This window comes from Nocardia sp. NPDC058244 (assembly GCF_042882065.1).
Classification (GTDB): Bacteria; Actinomycetota; Actinomycetes; order Mycobacteriales; family Mycobacteriaceae; genus Nocardia.
Genome location: NZ_JBHVWX010000001.1, coordinates 332187 through 349395, shown reverse-complemented (window position 1 = coordinate 349395; position 17209 = coordinate 332187). Strand labels below are relative to the sequence as shown.

15 protein-coding genes are annotated in these 17209 nt (G+C 67.8%); 4 read left to right on the top strand and 11 right to left on the bottom strand.

Annotated elements, in window-relative coordinates; translation table 11 throughout:
- The first annotated feature begins 14 nt into the window (after nucleotides 1–14).
- Nucleotides 15–728: a helix-turn-helix domain-containing protein gene (locus ACFVW6_RS01580; RefSeq protein WP_355274908.1), complete on the top strand. Its 714-nt coding sequence runs from the start codon at nucleotides 15–17 to the stop codon at nucleotides 726–728.
- Nucleotides 729–970: 242 nt separating this feature from the next.
- On the opposite strand, the gene ACFVW6_RS01575 is transcribed toward ACFVW6_RS01580, so the two are convergent.
- On the bottom strand, nucleotides 971–1951 hold the full coding sequence (locus ACFVW6_RS01575; protein WP_378824212.1) for a GlxA family transcriptional regulator: 981 nt from the start codon (nucleotides 1949–1951) through the stop codon (nucleotides 971–973).
- 97 nt (nucleotides 1952–2048) lie between these two features.
- Here ACFVW6_RS01575 and ACFVW6_RS01570 point away from each other — a divergent pair, with 97 nt between their 5' ends.
- On the top strand, nucleotides 2049–2627 hold the full coding sequence (locus ACFVW6_RS01570; RefSeq protein ID WP_378824213.1) for a cysteine hydrolase family protein: 579 nt from the start codon (nucleotides 2049–2051) through the stop codon (nucleotides 2625–2627).
- 54 nt (nucleotides 2628–2681) lie between these two features.
- Here the strand turns inward: ACFVW6_RS01570 and ACFVW6_RS01565 are convergent, their stop codons facing one another.
- The 6 genes from ACFVW6_RS01565 to ACFVW6_RS01540 all read right to left on the bottom strand — a co-directional run bounded on the left by ACFVW6_RS01565 (nucleotide 2682) and on the right by ACFVW6_RS01540 (nucleotide 10000).
- Nucleotides 2682–3983, bottom strand: a complete 1302-nt coding sequence (locus ACFVW6_RS01565; RefSeq protein ID WP_378824215.1) for an acyltransferase family protein — start codon at nucleotides 3981–3983, stop codon at nucleotides 2682–2684.
- Between the two features lie 43 nt (nucleotides 3984–4026).
- Entirely contained in the window at nucleotides 4027–5574 is a 1548-nt protein-coding gene (locus ACFVW6_RS01560; protein WP_378824216.1) for a hypothetical protein, read from the bottom strand.
- 181 nt (nucleotides 5575–5755) lie between these two features.
- A complete protein-coding gene (locus ACFVW6_RS01555; RefSeq protein WP_378824217.1) occupies nucleotides 5756–6118 on the bottom strand; it encodes a hypothetical protein in 363 nt (120 codons plus the stop codon).
- A gap of 675 nt (nucleotides 6119–6793) precedes the next feature.
- Nucleotides 6794–7294, bottom strand: a complete 501-nt coding sequence (locus ACFVW6_RS01550; protein WP_378824218.1) for a hypothetical protein — start codon at nucleotides 7292–7294, stop codon at nucleotides 6794–6796.
- Nucleotides 7295–7775: 481 nt separating this feature from the next.
- Nucleotides 7776–8645 carry a MaoC/PaaZ C-terminal domain-containing protein gene (locus ACFVW6_RS01545; protein ID WP_357342141.1) on the bottom strand — a complete coding sequence of 290 codons (870 nt, stop codon included), beginning with the start codon at nucleotides 8643–8645 and terminating at the stop codon, nucleotides 7776–7778.
- Nucleotides 8645–10000 carry a 3-oxoacyl-ACP reductase gene (locus tag ACFVW6_RS01540; RefSeq protein WP_357342140.1) on the bottom strand — a complete coding sequence of 452 codons (1356 nt, stop codon included), beginning with the start codon at nucleotides 9998–10000 and terminating at the stop codon, nucleotides 8645–8647. Before ACFVW6_RS01540 ends, ACFVW6_RS01545 begins: the two co-directional genes overlap by 1 nt.
- 171 nt (nucleotides 10001–10171) lie before the next feature.
- Between ACFVW6_RS01540 and ACFVW6_RS01535 the strand changes: the two genes are divergently transcribed.
- Nucleotides 10172–11494, top strand: coding sequence for an acetyl-CoA C-acetyltransferase (locus tag ACFVW6_RS01535; RefSeq protein ID WP_355274928.1), 1323 nt, complete (start codon nucleotides 10172–10174; stop codon nucleotides 11492–11494).
- Between the two features lie 66 nt (nucleotides 11495–11560).
- Here the strand turns inward: ACFVW6_RS01535 and ACFVW6_RS01530 are convergent, their stop codons facing one another.
- The 4 genes from ACFVW6_RS01530 to gnd form a co-directional block, all read right to left on the bottom strand.
- On the bottom strand, nucleotides 11561–11788 hold the full coding sequence (locus tag ACFVW6_RS01530; protein WP_365008978.1) for a hypothetical protein: 228 nt from the start codon (nucleotides 11786–11788) through the stop codon (nucleotides 11561–11563).
- A gap of 112 nt (nucleotides 11789–11900) precedes the next feature.
- Nucleotides 11901–12899, bottom strand: coding sequence for an alpha/beta hydrolase (locus ACFVW6_RS01525; RefSeq protein ID WP_378824219.1), 999 nt, complete (start codon nucleotides 12897–12899; stop codon nucleotides 11901–11903).
- An 87-nt stretch (nucleotides 12900–12986) separates the two neighbouring features.
- A complete protein-coding gene (locus ACFVW6_RS01520; protein WP_357342136.1) occupies nucleotides 12987–13688 on the bottom strand; it encodes a hypothetical protein in 702 nt (233 codons plus the stop codon).
- Nucleotides 13689–13968: 280 nt separating this feature from the next.
- Nucleotides 13969–15000 (bottom strand): phosphogluconate dehydrogenase (NAD(+)-dependent, decarboxylating), encoded by a 1032-nt coding sequence (gnd, locus tag ACFVW6_RS01515; protein ID WP_378824220.1) that lies wholly within the window; start codon nucleotides 14998–15000, stop codon nucleotides 13969–13971.
- A gap of 337 nt (nucleotides 15001–15337) precedes the next feature.
- On the opposite strand from gnd, the gene ACFVW6_RS01510 reads away from it, so the two are divergent.
- Nucleotides 15338–17206, top strand: coding sequence for a VanW family protein (locus ACFVW6_RS01510; protein ID WP_378824222.1), 1869 nt, complete (start codon nucleotides 15338–15340; stop codon nucleotides 17204–17206).
- The last annotated feature ends 3 nt before the right edge of the window (nucleotides 17207–17209 follow it).

Below are 17209 nucleotides of genomic sequence, written 5' to 3'. Positions count from 1 at the left end.
GCTCGGGGGTCGTGATGGGTGAAAGTACCGCGCTCAGTGTGTATTTGCGGGAACGCCGGATGGCGGCGGGCCTCGCGCGAACCGAGCTGGCCGCGCGGGCGCAGATGGCGCCGCTGCTGATCAGCCAGATCGAGTCGGGCGCGCTGGTCCCGAATTCCCCTATGCTCCAGCGCCTTTTCGATTCCCTCGATGTGCCGCTGTGGTATCGCAAGCACATCCTCGTGCTCGGCCTGCCCGCCCTGGATTCCGGCACCCCACCCGCCGCGCCGACGGCGGAGGACCTGACGGATCTGGCCAGCCTCACGCATCCGGCGTGCTTCCAGCGCTTCCCCACCATGGACGTGCTCGCCGCGAACGCCGAATACCAGCGCCTGTTCCCCGGGCTCGGCGCCGGAGTGAACGCGCTCGAATGGATGTTCCTCGACCCGACGGCCAAGAAGGTGTTCATCGACTGGACCACCGAGGCGCAGCTGCTGGTGCACGCGTTCCGCATGCTCGCCCCGCTGGCGCCGACCCAGCGGGTCACCGCGATCACCGAATCCTGCGGCCAGTCCCCCGATTGGGACCCGATCTGGACCAGCGACGTCCGCCCCCAGGACATCGCCCGCCGTCACCTGCGCATCCGGGAACGCAGCACCGGCATCGAGCGCCGCCTGCTGCTGCGGATCTACGACCCGGCCTTCCCGTCCCGCCCGTGGTGGCTCTACCGCCTGATCCCCGCCAGGTAGATGACGGAAAACGGCGCCCGTCGCATCCGACGGGCGCCGTGAAATCCCAGGTAGTTCAGGCTGCCGAACCGCTGGCGAACGCGAGCAGGATGGGCAGGATCTGGACCAGGCTGTCGAACATTTTTTCTCCTTCTAGACGAATACTGAGTTCCTATCACGACAGAATTACGCGAAACATAATTCAAATGAACGTGAGGAGAACTCGTCGTCACAGGGTGAGCCGTCACGCTGTGCGATAGCGGTCAGCCGAGGCGGAACCTGTTCCGGTATTCGGTCGGGGTCGTGTCGAGGCGGCGCCGGAAGGCCCGGGTCAGGGTGTCGACGGTATTGAAACCGCAGGTGGTGGCGACCCGTGCGAGGGTGTCGTCGGTCGTCTCCAGCCGGTGCCGCGCCACCTCCACCCGCGCCGATTCGAGATAGGCGGCGGGCGTCATGCCGAGTTCGGTGCGGAAGATCCGGGTGAGCTGCCGCTCACTCACATGCGCCTGGTCGGCCAGGTCGGTGACGGTGAGCTGGGTACCGATATTGCCGGAGATGTAGTGCCGGAGATCGTCGATGCGGCGCGTGGTCGACACCGGCTCCAGCGACACACTGAATTGGCTCTGCCCACTGGGCCGTTTCAGATACATCACCAATTGCCGCGCCACCCGCAACGCCAGCTCGTCGCCGAAATCATCGGCCACCAGCGCCAGCGTCAGATCGAGGCAGGCGGTGAGTCCCGCTCCGGTCCAGATGTTCTCGTCGCGGATGTAGATCGGATCGGCGTCCACCTCGATCGCGGGATGCTCGGCCGCGAGTTGCTGCGCGGTCGACCAGTGGGTGGTCGCGCGCCTGCCGTCGAGCAGCCCGGCGGCCGCGAGAATATGCGCCCCGACACACACCGAGGCGACCCGCCGCGCGTCCTTCGCCAGCACCGTCACCGCGTAGACGACCCCGGGATCCACCAGTGCCCGCACCCGGCGGCTGCTGTCGGTCTCCACCGCGCCCGGCACGACCACCGTGTCGATCCGCCGCGCCGCGACCTCGGCGAAGGTCACGTCGGGCAGCACCCGCACCCCCGCCGACGTGGTCACCGGCGCCATCGTCTCGGCGGCCAGCACCACCTGATACCCGGTCGGCTCGTCCATCTCCCGCTGCAACAGCGAGAACACCTCCGGCGGCCCGGTGACATCGAGCAGGTCGACGCGATCGAACAGCACGATCACCACGAGCCGATCAGCCACCCCACACCTCCATGTCCGAATCTGCAGGTTACATGACATTGCCGACATTCCCGCCGCTCCCTAGCGTGGAACGCATCCCCGATAGGAAGGCTTTCCGATGGCTTCGACCACCCTCCGCCAGCTCAACGGTTTCGACGAGACCCCGGCCGCCCTGGCCGACTCCACCCTGATCCTGATCGACTACCAGAACACCTACACCCAGGGCGTCATGGAGCTGACCGAGTGGAAGCCCGCCCTCGACGCCGCCGCCGAATTGCTCACCAAGGCACGCGAATCCGGCGCGACGGTCATCCACGTCATCAACGACGGCGGCGCGGGCACCCCCTACGACATCACCGCCGAGATCGGTCGCATCCACGACGCGGTCGCCCCCACCGAAGACGAGCAGGTCGTCGTCAAGACCGTCCCCAACGCCTTCGTCGGCACCGACCTGGGCGACCTCGTCGACGCGGCGGGCCACGACACCGTCGTCATCGCCGGTTTCATGACCCACATGTGCGTCACCTTCACCACCGAGGGCGCCTTCCTGCGCGGCAACAAGCCGACCGTGGTCGCCGACGCCTGCGCCACCCGCCCCCTCGCCGACGTCACCGCGGACCAGCTCCACGACAGCGCCCTCGCCACCCTCGCCGACCTCTACGCCGTGGTGGTGCCGACCGGCGCCGCGCTGCGCTGACCAGCCTTGAACGAACGACTCCCGCACGGACCATGGCGGGAGTCGTTCGCCGGTTCAGGCGATCGGCGCCGGGGTCGGCCGGGTTCGCGCGTCCCTCCTGGCCATCACCCGATGACCGAGACGCAGGAAGGGTTGCTCGATCTTGTGGTAGGTCAGCGTGGCCAGGCCGATCGCGACGACCATCCACGTGCTCCAGGTGAGCCAGGCCGCATTGCCGCCGAAGATCGACTCCGGCCACTTGGGCACGGCATTGTTCACCAGGCCGTGCACCAGATACAGCGAGAAACTGATCCGTCCGAGGAACAGCAGCGGCCGGGGGAAGGAATACCGGCGCAGCAGCAGCATCACCGCGAACAGCAGATAGGCGACCACGATCGTGAAGGCCGGACCTGCCAGCCCACCCCATTCCGCGGCACCGGCGGAATCCGAGACGGTCTGCTGAACGAATCGCGGCGCGAGCAACAGACCCGCGGCGATCCCGAACACTCCCCAGCCGACCCAGGCGGAGATCTCGCCGGCTGTCATCCGATAGAGCACCGTGCCGACGAACATCGTCGCGAAGATCGCCGCGGAATACCCGGACGCCCCAGGCTGATTGAGCACCAGCGGGACAGCGAGCACCGCGATCAACACCGCCACGCCCGCCGAATTACCCCGAGCGGCCGCCCGGTACCCGAAGAAGACCGCGATAGCCACCGTCACCGCCGCGACCATCAGTCGAGTGGCGAGGTTCGCCTCGGGCCCGCCGACCAACGCGGTCGGCAGGAACAAGGCCGCCAACGGAATCGCACCGATCGCCAGGCAGGCCACCGGCACCGATCGCCGGTTGAGCCCGCCGAGGAACAACAGCGACACGAACGCGTAGAAGGCCAGCTCGTACGAGAGCGTCCACGCGACGATGAGAATCTCCGAATAGTGCCCGGCGAGAAACAAATGCGCCATCGTGGCATTCGTCGCGAGATTCCACACCGGGTCGACCATGAAGCCCGGCGGCCCGCCGTACATGCCCACATAGTGCAGCACCACCGCCGCGATCAGGAACACCCAGAACAGCGGGAACAGCCGGAAGAACCGACCCACCCAGAACGCCCCGAGCGACCTTCCCCGCTCCAGCGACGCCGGAATGATGTAACCGCTGACGAGGAAGAAAGCGAAGACACCGAGAACACCGAAATTGAAGTACTGGCCGATGATTCGACCGTACGACGACCACAGCGGGTCCGTGAAATGCTCGATCACCACCGCCAGCGCCGCGATCCCGCGCAGCGCGTCCAGAAACTCGAACCGACCACCACGGGTACGTCCGCGCTGCTCGACCGTGTCGGCCGAATCAGCGTCCCCCTCGACAGATTTCATAACTCCCCACCACTGGACAATCGAATCGGATCACACACCGACGTCACCCCACCGCGATCACCCAGCTCTGCTGACTACCGACCGCCTGGCCGATCTCGCCGACGAGCAGCCCGGCGGGCGCGTCGACATTCTTTCTCGTCACCACGACACGAGCACCGGTCGCCAATTCGTCGGGAGTGCAGACGAACGCGGCGGTGACCAACAGTTCCATCATCGGGGCATCGTCGGCGCAGACCCGCACGCCCTCGCGAGCCCCGGCCAAGACGAGCGGAACGACCTCGGCCCACGCCTCGTGCGGTCGGCGCTCCAGAACGATCGGCCTGCCGCCCGCGGCCGCCGCCATCGCGTCCAGAGCGGCCGGAACGCCGATCATTTCGTGTCGTCGATTCGCCAGCGAGTTCGTCAGTCCACTCACCACGAGCCCGACGACGAGCAAGCCGGCGACGGCGTATTTCAGCCACCCGATCCGCTGGGTGAGGCCGATCAGGGCGAGCATGATCATGAACAACGGGATCGCGTACGAGAAGTACCCGATGTACGCCTCCTCGATCTGATCGATGCCGATCATCGCGTAGACCGTCATCAGCGCCGCGGCCGCCGCGCAGAATGCCACACCACTGGCCAGGAACTTCTCACCCCGCGCCAGCCGCGCGACGAGCGCGAACAGCACGATGAAGACGATCAGGCCGACGATGCGGCTCGGCCCCCAGAACTGCACGGTGTAGGCCAACGCGGTCCACGGCAGATGGATCCCGTGCCCACCCCCGTACCCGACGTACTTCGGGAATTCCCCGGGGAAATTCACGATCGTATTGAGCAGGATCGGCGCCGCGAATACCGCCGCGACCCCACCGAACCGCCACCAATCCCGCTCGGCGACCGCCAGTTTCCCGCGCCACGCGAGGTACAGCGGCACCCCACCGAGCAATGGCACGAAGAACAGGAACTCCGCGTGCCCGTGGATCAGCAAGCCGCCCGCGAGCGCGACGATCCACAGGTGTTCGGTCCGCCGGGCCACCACCGAGGACACGGCCACCAGAAACACCAGGAACGGCGCGAAATACACATAGGGAAACCAGAGACCGCTGAGCAGCTCGCGATACACGGTGAGGAACAACAAGCTCGCCCCACCGAGCCCCGCGACCAGCATCCACGACGGATACCAGGCGTAGACAATCCACAATGCCAGCGCTACCAGCGCGGCATTGAGCAGCAGAATGGCGACCGCCTGCCCGTTCCACGGTGACGGCACCCACCGCAGCACGTCGTAGAAAAGCCACTCCCCGAACGCCTGCACATAGATGAACGCGGGCCCGGGATGATGGAATCCGACCCTGGAATAGTTCCCGACCAGCAGCTCGAAATCCTTCGCGGCGAACACCTGGATCGAGACGGTCGCCGCGTCACCCTCCTCGAACACCACCCGGGTGAACAGGTCCCGGCTGCTCACCAACAGTGCCGTGGCATACGCGAGCCAGGCGGTGAGGAAAACCCACAGGGAACCGAACCGACCATGCCCGGCGGGTAATTCTCCGGTGGTCGAGGAGCGCACCGCGTCCTGTTCCACGGTGAGCGACTGTGGTGCCGACATGGCACTCCCCCCATCGAAACAATCATCCGGCGCACACCGACCGAACACGGGTGCGCCCGACCGCACAGTAGGGCCTGTCACCCGTGCGCACAAACGGACCGAAGCAGAGGGCGTACCGCATCGACCGAGCGAGAATCGAAGGCCACGCACCGCCGGTACGTGGCCTTCTCGTCGATGACGACTACGCGCCGGCGCCCGTGCCCGGGTCGGTGCCGCCGCCGGTGCCCGGGTCGGTCGGGTCGGGGGTTTCGGCGGAGCCGGTGGTGAGGGCCTTCAGGATGGCGGCGAGGCTTTCGGCGGAGCCGGTCTCGGGCTCGGCGATCGGAGTGACGCGGGCGGCGGGCGTGGTTTCGGTGCCCGGGTCGGTGGGGTCGGTCGGGTCCGTGGCGCCGCCGGAACCGGTGGTCAGCGCCTCGAGCACGGCGGCGAGGCTTTCTGCGGAACCGGTGCTGGGCTCGTCGGCGGCGGTGGCGATACCGGTGCCGAACATGGCCATTCCGGCCGCGAGGACGAGACCGAAACCGAGCGTGCGGATCTTCTTCATGAAGTGAAACCCCTTGTGATGAATGGTGATTGTCGACCTCCCTGCCGACTGGAAGTTTCTAACACGTGTGTCAGTCGGCACCACAGCCCCGAGTTTTCGGGACATTCGCCTGTCGGATGCTGAAGGATTGCCAGCGCCAGTCATTCTGCGGATCGGCACCATGCGATCCCTCAGATCAATTCATCGGCGCGCAGGCCTCGCGGACGGAGTGATCGACCTCGAATGTCACGTAAGCACTGATCAATCGATCGAACCGGGGGCTACTCGCGAGGAAACAACAAGGCGAGGCCATGACGGCCTGGCGTACCAGCGGTGAACTCATCTGGTTTCCCCGCTATCACTCGGTTTACACCATGATAGATATCACTTCTCGAACCGGTAACGGTTGGTGATCTCAATACGATTGGGTGCCGCCATCATTGGACATCGAGATCGAGCGACCGATTCCACACCGACAGGGAACGTGCCGCCATGCCACCAGTTTTCTGCGTGATGTCTGGGATGTAGCCAGATTTCGTCCAGGGGAATGCTGTGCGAAACCACAGCCGCGCGTGCCTCACCCGTCCCCATGTCACAGTGACGAATCAGGGCAGTGGAGCACGAATCCGGCTCTCTACCCACTGAATACAGATCGGGCGGCCCGGAGAGTTCCGGACTGCCCGATGTCGCCTGCCACTACGACGGGCAGTTGACCGTGTACTCCCACTGCGTGTCGTCGGGGCCGCTGACCCGGACGGTCACCGTGGTCGAGGTGCCGCCGGGGAGGGAGACGACGGCGGAGCCAGTGCCCTGGTTCAGGTTGTCGCCGACGTAACCGGTGTCGAGCACCTGACCACCTTCGTAGAAGACCTGGATCCGGTCGGGGATGTTGAGGGTTTCGTAGGACAGCACGAAGGAGGTCGGTCCCGCCACGCCGAGCTGGTGCGTGGTGGTGGTGACGCCCGCCCCGCCGGACTTGGTCGAGCGATTGCAGGGCTGCACGCTTTCCGACGAACCACCCGAGCTGCCACCGAGGATGCCGCTGCCGGTGTCGAGTAGGTCGCCGAGAATGCCACTGCCGGTGTCGATCACACCACTGCCGGTCGAGCCGCTGCCGGTGTCGGCGCCGGCCAGGCCGGGCACCACCATCAGCGACCAGGCCGCCGTCGTCATCGCGATAGCCATCGTCTTCTTCACAATGCTTCCTCCACACCACTTCGAGCCAACGGATCATCAGGTGAAATGCGCTGGGCAGCAGCAGGATCGCCGCCCGATCGGGGAGTCGAACATCCCAGGTTTGCCAGCCCCGCAGACTGGGCACAGCAGTTCTAACACGCGTTTCCGGGCACGGGAACGGACCGGAATCGGGGCAGCGGACTGTTCGGATGCCGGAGGGTAACCGGAATTTCCGGCCCGGAATATTGGCGTCACGGCAACACCGGATCGCCCGCCCAGCAGGCGTCAGGCAATTTCTTAGCTCGGAGAAGAAAGCACCGGTCGGTAGACCAAGTGACCGGGAAAAGTGAAGTGCCGCAACTGATCAGCGAACGCAATTCTCGAAAATGAGTAATCTCACAGCGAATTCACGTAACGGCGGATTCGCGGCCGCCGATCGGGCCGCCGAAAACGGAACGGGCCGCACCTCCGGAAAGGAGGTGCGGCCCGTGGGGTACCGGGGTCAGCGCAGGGTTGCGGTGAGGTGGGGGTAGCCCTTTTTGGGGTTCAACATGGAGAGGTCCCAGCCGGAACCGACCTGCTCGGCGTAGATGTTGACCGAGGCGGGCAGGAAGACCGGCTTGCCGAATTTGACCGTGTAGGTGGTCTTCTCGGGGATGCGGCCCTCGATGGTGCCGAGGATGTTCGCGGCCGACCACATGCCGTGGGCGATGGTCTTCGGGAAGCCCATGGCCTTGGCGCCGAGTCCGGAGACGTGGATCGGGTTGTGGTCGCCCGAGGCCGCGGCGTAGCGGTTGATCATCTTCTGATCGACACGCTGCACGCGCAGCGGCGGCGGGGGGACCTCGTCGGCGGGCGGCGCCGACTTCGGGCCGCCCGACAGGGAGGTGCGCTGCTGGTGCAGGAAGGTGGTGACCTGCCGCCAGACCAGCTCCCGGCCGACGCGGATCTCGGTGATCGCGTCGACCAGCAGGCCCTTCGGGTGCTCGCGCAGGTTCTCGATGTGCGCCGTGAAATCGAGCGGCTCGGCGACCGAGATCTCCCTGGTGCGCTCGATGACGTTCTCGAAATGCACCGCGCCGACCGCGCTGAACGGGAAGTCCCGCGCGACGACCAGTTGCATCGCCAGCGGGAACGCCAGGATGAACGGGTAGGTCAGCGGCAGGGTGTCGCTGAAGCGCAGGCCCGTCGCGTGGCAGTACGCCGCCAGATGGTCCGGGTCGACCTGGAAACCGTCCAGGACGACGCGGCGGTCGGGCAGGGTGGGCTTGCGACCCGACAGCGGGGCGGGCAGCGGGACGGCGCCCAGCGCCGCCTTCGCGTACAGCCCGCCGTTCTTCGGAACCTCGGAGAGGGTGATCGTCTGGGTCATCAGGCGCCGATCAGGCTCTGACCGCAGACGCGAACCACGTTGCCGCTCACCGCGTTCGACGCCGGGCTGGCGAAGAAGGCGATGGTCTCGGCGACGTCGACGGTCTGGCCACCCTGCAGCAGCGAGCTCATCAGGCGACCGGCCTCGCGGGTGCCGACCGGGATCGCGGCGGTCATCGCGGTCTCGATGAAGCCGGGGGCCACCGCGTTGATGGTGATGCCCTTCTCCGCCAGCAGCGGGGCCTCGGCGTCGACCATGCCGATGACGCCGGCCTTGGAGGCGCCGTAGTTGGTCTGGCCGCGGTTGCCCGCGATGCCGGCGATGGAGGACACGTCGATCACGCGGCCGCCCTCCTTGAGCACACCCTTGGCCACCAGGCCGGAGGTGATGCGGTGCGGGGCAGCGAGATTGACGTTGATGACCGAGTTCCAGCGACCCTCGTCCATGTTCGCGAGCAGCTTGTCGCGGGTGATGCCCGCGTTGTGCACGACGATGTCGATGCCGCCGAACCGCTCGGTGGCGAACTCGGCGAGGCGCTCGGCGGCGTCGGGAGCGGTGACGTCCAGGGCCAGGGCGGTGGCGCCGACCTTGTTCGCGGTCTCGGACAGGGCCTCACCGGCGGCGGGGATGTCGGCGACGATGACGGTGGCGCCGTCACGGGCGAAGACCTCGGCGATGGTGGCGCCGATGCCGCGGGCGGCACCGGTCACGACGGCGACCTTGCCGGCCAGCGGCTTGTCCCAGCTGGCCGGGGCGACGGAATCGGCCTTGCCGACCCGGATGACCTGGCCGTCGACGAAGGCCGACTTGCCCGACAGCAGGAAGCGCAGGGTGGACTCGAGGCCGGTCGCGGCCGCGCCCGCCTCGGGGTGCACGTAGACGAGCTGGCCGGTGGCGCCGCGCAGCAGCTCCTTGGCGACCGAGCGGGTGAAGCCCTCGAGCGCGCGCTGGGCGATCTGCTCGTCGACCGAGCCGACGAGTTCCGGCGTGGTGCCGATGACGACGACACGCCCCGAAGGTGCGAGGTTGCGCATCGCGGGCTGGAAGAATTCGAACAGCTGCGAGAGCTTGTCGATGGAATCGATGCCGGTGGCGTCGAACACCAGGGCGCCGTACTTGGTGCCCGAGTCGAGCGAATCCGCGACGGTGTAGTCCGCGAGCAGCGCGCGGACCGGCTCGGCGAGGCGGCCCTTGCCGCCCAGCAGGACCGGGCCGGGGAGCGCGGGCTCGCCGGCCTTGTAGCGGCGCAGCTCCGCCGGCTGGGGCAGGCCCAGCTTGCTCGCCAGGAACGCGCCGGGGGCGGAGTGGATGAAGGATCCGTAGAGGTTGGGTGCACCCTTGCTCTTGGCTGCCACTGTTCCTACCTTCTCTGTGCTCGACGTGTTGTATGACCGTGCTCGCCCAGTGTCCCCCGTGTGAATCACATTTGCGGGTACGGTGTCGACAACGAACTTACTCCAGAGTAAGTTTAATGTAAACCGATACGCCCGGCGTACCCGGAACCGACGAGACCATGGAGAACTCGAGTGACAAGCAAAGCCCGCTCGGCGAAGACCCCGGCCAAGACCGCGAAGACCCAGCGCCCGGTCGCGATCGTTGGCGGTAACCGAATCCCGTTCGCTCGCTCAGACAAGGCCTACGCGAAGGCCTCCAACCAGGACATGTTCACCGCCACCCTGGACGGACTGGTCAGCCGGTTCGGTCTGCAGGGCGAGCGGCTCGGCATGGTCGTCGGCGGCGCGGTGCTCAAGAAGGTCGGCGAGCACAGCCTGATCCGCGAGAGCGTGCTCGGCTCCAAGCTCTCGCCGTACACCCCGGCCCACGACCTGCAGCTCGCCTGTGGCACCGGCCTGCAGTCGATCGTCACCGTGGGTGACGCGATCGCGCTCGGCCGGATCGAGTCGGGCATCGGCGGCGGCGCCGACACCACCTCCGACGCGCCGATCGGCGTCAGCGAGGACATGCGCGAGTGGATGCTCACCGCCAACCGCGCCAAGACCAACAAGGACCGGGTCAAGCTGGTCGGCCAGCTGCGGCCCTCGATGCTGGGCATCGAGATCCCGCGCAACGCCGAGCCGCGCACCGGGCTGTCGATGGGTGAGCACGCCGCCATCACCGCCAAGGAGTTCGGCATCGCCCGCGAGGCGCAGGACGAGCTGGCCTACCTCTCGCACAAGAACATGGCCGCCGCCTACGACCGTGGCTTCTTCGACGACCTGATCACCCCGTTCCTCGGCCTGACCCGCGACGACAACCTGCGTCCCGGCTCGACCGTGGAGAAGCTGGCCACCCTCAAGCCGGTGTTCGGCACCAAGCTGGGCGACGCCACCATGACCGCGGGCAACTCCACCCCGCTCACCGACGGCGCGTCGGCGGTGCTGCTGTCGAGCGAGGAGTGGGCCGCGCAGCGCAACCTGCCGGTGCTCGCGCACCTGGTGGACTCCGAGGTCGCCTCGGTGGACTACATCCACGGCCCCGACGGCCTGCTGATGGCGCCCACCTACGCGGTGCCGCGCCTGCTGGCCCGCAACGGCCTGACCCTGCAGGACTTCGACTACTACGAGATCCACGAGGCCTTCGCCTCCGTGGTGCTCTCCACGCTGGCCGCGTGGGAGTCCGACGCCTACTGCAAGGAGCGCCTGGGCCTGGACGGCGCGCTCGGCTCGATCGACCGCAGCAAGCTCAACGTCAACGGCTCCTCGCTCGCCGCGGGCCACCCGTTCGCCGCCACCGGCGGCCGCATCGTCGCCTCCACCGCGAAGATGCTGGCGGAGAAGGGCTCCGGCCGCGCGCTGATCTCGATCTGCGCCGCGGGCGGCCAGGGCGTCGTGGCGATCATCGAGCGCTAGTCGCGGGCTGAGACGACGACGGCGGGTGGTTTCCGGAGATCGGAAACCACCCGCCGTTTCACGTTGTCAGCGGCACATCGGGTTGGGGTGGGGCTGGGTGGAGCCCCAGGGGCCGCAGACGAGGAGCTTGAGGAGGCCGAGGGGGAGGTCGATGGCGGCGGAACCGGTGCCCGCGGAACCGGATTCGGCGATCACCGCCGGGGCTGCGGGGGCCGCGACGGCCGGGGAGGCGCCGGCGGCGATGCCGGCGATGGCTGCGGTGGCGACCAGGATGCGGACCATACGACGTTGCATGACAAGCCTTTCGAGAACAAATGATCTGAGCTAACAACATCATCGTTGGGTTCAATGTGCTTGTTATCCAGAACTTTTCGGGGCTTGACGCCGCGATACGCGACCGATCGTTCTAGTTGGCGCCGATGGCGGCGGCGATCATCGGCCAGGAGTTGTGCAGGTCCTGTTCCCAGTACTTCCAGGTGTGGGTGCCCGCGGCCCGGAACTCGGTCTGGGCGGGGATGTTCAGTTCCTGGAGCCGGGCGGCCAGACGCTGGGTGCACACGTTGGCCGCGGCCTCGATGGCGCCGCCGAGCAGGATCTGGTCGGTCATGCCGATGACCTTGCCGGGATTCGCGCCGGCCGGGAGCGTCTCGGCGACGCCGGGCAGGCCGGTGGCGCTGGAGAGGTAGATGGCCTTGCCGCGCAGGCGTTCCGCGTTCAGGTACGGGTCGTTGGCGCGCCAGGCCGGGTCGTCGGGCTCGCCCCACATGTTGGCGGGATCGGCGCCGGCGCGGGCGAAGACGATGTCGACATAGGCCCGGCCCATCGGGTCGGCGACCGAGGCGCAGCCGCTGTAGGCGCCGACAGCGCGGTAGCGGTCGGGGGCCGCGATGGCCAGGTTCAGCACCGCGGTGGCCGACATCGACAGTCCGGCGATGGCGTTGACGCCACTGGCGTGCAGCGTGTCGTCGATGATCGGCGGCAGTTCCTCGGTCAGGAAGGTCTGCCACTTGTTGCGGCCGAGCTTGGGATCGTCGCGCTGCCAGTCGGTGTAGTAGGAGAACTTGCCCGCGGCGGGGGTGATCACGTTGACGTTCTTGTCGGCGAAGAACTGCACGATGTCGGTCTGGTTGTACCAGTTCGCCTTGTCCTCACCGCCGCCCGCGCCGTTGAGCAGATACAGCGTCGGGCGCGGGACGGAGTTGTCGGCCGCGGTGATGACCTGCAGCGGGATCACCCGGTCCATCGCCGCCGAGTACACGTGCAGCACCTGCTGCCGCTGCCCGGGCCGCTCGATGTGATCGAGCCGGGAACCGTCGGCGCCCGCGGTGCCGACGGAGGCGACCGAGAGCAGCACCAGCGCCATGGCCGACACCGCGACCGCGCGGGAACGGGAGAACACGAACATCAATCCTCACTACAGAAGGGGCGGCCCGAGGGCCCAGAGCGCCGGGACGGCAGCGCGAGACCGTCCCGGCGACCAGGTGCTACGCGATCAGCTACCGATCAGATTGCGCAGCACGTCGGAGATGACGTCGCTGAGCGAGCCGGTGGAGCTCAGCTGACCGTCGGAGGAGCCGAGGCCGTTGTCGCCCAGGCTGCCGATCACGGTCTCGCCCGCGTTCGCGCCGCGCGCGGTGAAGCAGGCGGTCAGACCCGGCATCTCGTTGCTGACACCCACGGTGCCCGCGACGCCGACGCCACCGCTGGTGACCTGCTGACCGGCCTTCACGCTGTCCGGCACCGGGTAGGTGATGGTCAGGGTGACCGGGTTGCCGGAGTTGACGAACCAGCCGGTGCTGGTGACCTTCCAGCCACCGGCGTTCGGCTCGGGGGTGACGTCCTCGGTCACCTGGCCGCCGATCGCGTGGTAGGCGGTGATGGTGGTCTTGGTCGGGGCCCCGAAGCCGACCGGCGGGAAGTCGGTGATGGTGTTGACGTAGGGATTGCCGATCCCCGTGGTGCCGACGACCACCTTGTAGGTCACCGAGGTGCCGACACCGATCTGCTCGGCGCTGGCCGTCTTGTCGTAGACGTGCGTGATGCCGACGGTGCTGGCATCGCGCTTCTCGGCGTGGCTGGTGACCGAGCAGGAGCCAGCCGCGACGGCGGTGCCGGAACCGAGAGCGACACCGACACCGGCGACGACCAGAGCGGTGGTGGCGACGCCCGCGGTGATACGCGAAGTCCGGATCATGATTTTCCTCCAAGCCCCGGCGAAGTCGGCCGGGACGAATTCCTCATCGAGTGGTCTATCCCCCTCTGACCAGAAGGTATCCGCTGGACTGGACGGTTGTCCTGGAAAATAAGAACGTGTTCTCATCTTTGTGGAAGATTACCGTTTCACTCTCGAGGAGGGGTCACCGGGGGTAGCATCCGAGATTTTTCGGCATCGGCGAATCCGCCCGAAAAGCGCACACCGACCCTCCGCCGGGGCAGCGAAGGGCTGGCAAACGTCGTCAATACCCCTGGACGGACTACTTCCCCGGGAGCTCGTTGTGGCCGCCGAACGCCTTGCGCATGGCCGAGAGCATCTTGTCGGCGTAGAGCGCCTCACCACGCGAGGAGAAGCGCTGGAACAGGGCCGCCGACAGCACCGGGACCGGCACCGCGGTGTCGATGGCGGCGTCGATCGTCCAGCGGCCCTCGCCGGAGTCCGAGACGCGACCGCTGTAGCCGTCCAGGTTCGGGTCGGCGTACAGGGCGCTCGCGGTGAGGTCGAGCAGCCAGGACGCGACGACCGAGCCCCGGCGCCACACCTCGGTGATGTCCGGGATGTCCAGGTCGTACCGGTAGTACTCGGGGTGCTCCAGCGGGGTCTCCTCGGCCGAGTGCTCGCCGTCGCCCTGCGTGGCGCCCACGTTGGCGTGCTGGAGGATGTTCAGGCCCTCGGCGTAGGCGGCCATCGCGCCGTACTCGATGCCGTTGTGGACCATCTTCACGAAGTGGCCAGCCCCGGCCGGACCGCAGTGCAGCCAGCCCTGTTCGGCCGGGGTCGGCGCGCCGGTGCGGCCGGGCGTGCGCGGCGCGGCCTCGACGCCGGGGGCGATGGACTCGAACAGCGGCTGGAGGTAGGCCACCTGCTCGGCCTCGCCGCCGATCATCAGGCAGAAGCCGCGCTCCAGGCCGAACACGCCACCCGAGGTGCCGACGTCGAGGTAGTGGATGCCCTTGGGCGCCAACGCCTTCGCGCGCGCGATGTCCTCGTGGTAGCGGCTGTTACCGCCGTCGATGATGATGTCGCCCGGTTCGAGCAGCTCGGCCAGATTGTCGATCGCGGCGCCGGTCGCGCCCGCGGGAATCATCACCCAGACGACGCGCGGGGCATCGAGCATGGCGACGAATTCCTTCAGGTCGGTGCTGCCGTCGAAGCTGTCGCCGAGCTCGGCCTTCAGCTCGTCGATGTGACCCTGATGGCGTTCGTGACCGACGGCGGTGTTCCCGTCGCGCACGATGCGACGCACGATATTGGCACCCATCCGGCCGAGGCCGATCATTCCCAGCTGCATCAGTTCTCCCTCGTTGCGCGCTACCTGGTGTCGAGTCTCACGTGCGATTGTCCCGCGCGAGTGCCCGGATCGGCGCGGTGGCGCCGCCGGAGGCCGCCGAAACTGCCCGGAAAAACGGCTGTAACGCCCCGGAACGGGCCGCGATAAACAGATCGGCTCCGTGTAGTTGCCAGACCCCCGACCCGGCAACTACGCGGAGCCTTCCTGCTGTCCATCCACTGTTGCCAGGGTGCCGAGGACGACGAACACCGTTACCCTTGGCCGAGGCCCCGCAAACATCTGGGGCCGGGCGCACCTGATCCAGGACGACGCCATAACACCCAACGGAAGGACCTCCGTGCCCAGCGAGTCGAATGTCGGCGGACCGGCCGACCGACCAAGGGGCGAGGTCGGACTACGCAAGCTGCTCGAAGCAAATCGCACTTTCGATGCCGACGTCACCGCCGCCCTGCCCACCCAGCCCCTAGCCACCGTGACCCGTGACCGCTGGTCGCCTGCGCCCGCCCCGGCGGCGCCGCAGCCGCCGACCGGCTCCGGTACCCCGCAACTGGCCAAGCGGATCGGTATCGCCGTCGGCGCCGTGTTCGCCGTCGGCGCCGCCGCCTACCTGGCCGACCTGGCCCTGAGCAACGGCGAGGTGCCGCGCGGCACTGTCGTCGCCGGGGTCGACATCGGCGGCATGGACGAGTCCGAGGCGAACGCGCTCCTGCACGCCGAGCTCGGCCCCAAGGCCGAGCGACCGCTGCCGGTCCGGATCGGCGACGTGCAGGCCAGCATGGTGCCCGCCACGGCCGGTCTGCAGGTGGACTGGGACGGCACCTGGGACGCCGTCGGCGACCAGCCGCTCAACCCGGTGAGCAGACTGATCTCCCTGTTCGGCACCCGTGATGTCGCGGTGGTCAGCACCGTCGACGCGGCGGCGCTGGATCAGCAGGTGGCCGGTTTCCAGGCGCACGACAATCCGACCGTGGAAGGCACGGTGCGGTTCGTCAACGGCAAGCCGGTCGCGGTCGCGCCGGTGCCCGGCCGGGTGCTCGACACCGCGGCCGCGCGCACCACGATCACCGAGCGCTGGGCGTCGAGCAGCGAACTGGACCTGCCCGTGGTGGCCGCGCCCGTCGCGGTGCGCACCGAGGCCGTGCAGGCCGCGCTGCGCGATATCGCCACGCCGGCGATCTCCGCGCCGATCACGGTGAGCGGCAAGGACATTCGCGCCACGCTCACGCCGGAGCAGATCGCCGGGGTGCTCGGCTTCGTGCCCGACGGGAACGGTGGCCTGGCGCCGAAGATCGACAACGACGCCGCGATCGCCCTGCTCGCACCGCAATTGGCGGCCTCCGAGGTGGAGCCCAAGGACGCCACCTTCACCGTCGGCGCTGGCAAGCCGACCGTGGTGCCCGCCGTGGTGGGCAACAAGGTCGACTGGCCCAAGACGCTGGAGAAGCTGCCCGCCCTGCTCACCGCCACCGGCAACCGCAGTACCGAGGCGGTGTACCAGCGGATCGAGCCCAAGCTCACCACCGACGCCGCCAACGCGCTCGGCATCACCGAGATGGTCGGCCAGTTCACCACCGGCGGCTTCAGCGGCCCGTCCGGCGTGAACATCCGCACCGTCGCCGCCAAGGTCGACGGCGCGGTGGTGAAGCCGGGAGATACTTTCTCGCTCAACGAGTTCACCGGTCCGCGCACCGCCGCGGAGGGCTACGTCGAGTCCGGCATCATCGACAAGGGCAGGCCGAGCACGGCGGTCGGCGGCGGCATCAGCCAGTTCGCCACCACGCTGTACAACGCGGCCTACTTCGCCGGTATGGAGGACGCGGGCCACACCGAGCACAGCTACTACATCTCGCGGTACCCGGCGGCGCGCGAAGCCACCGTGTTCGACGGCGCGATCGACCTGGCGTTCCGCAACACCACCGCGACCGGCGTCTACATCCAGGCGGTCGCGACGGGCTCGGACATCACCGTGCGCCTGTGGGGCACCAAGACCGTCGACGTGGAATCGATCACCGGCGAGAAGTCGAAGCCGACCGAGCCGCAGGAGATCACCCTGCCCAAGGGCAAGGACTGCATCGCCTCCGAGGGCGCGCCCGGGTTCACCATCTCCGACACCAGGGTGATCACCGATCGCAAGACCGGCGCCCAGGTCTCCCGGCACACCCGGACCGTGAAGTACGACCCGATCCCGATCGTGAAGTGCGAGTGAGGG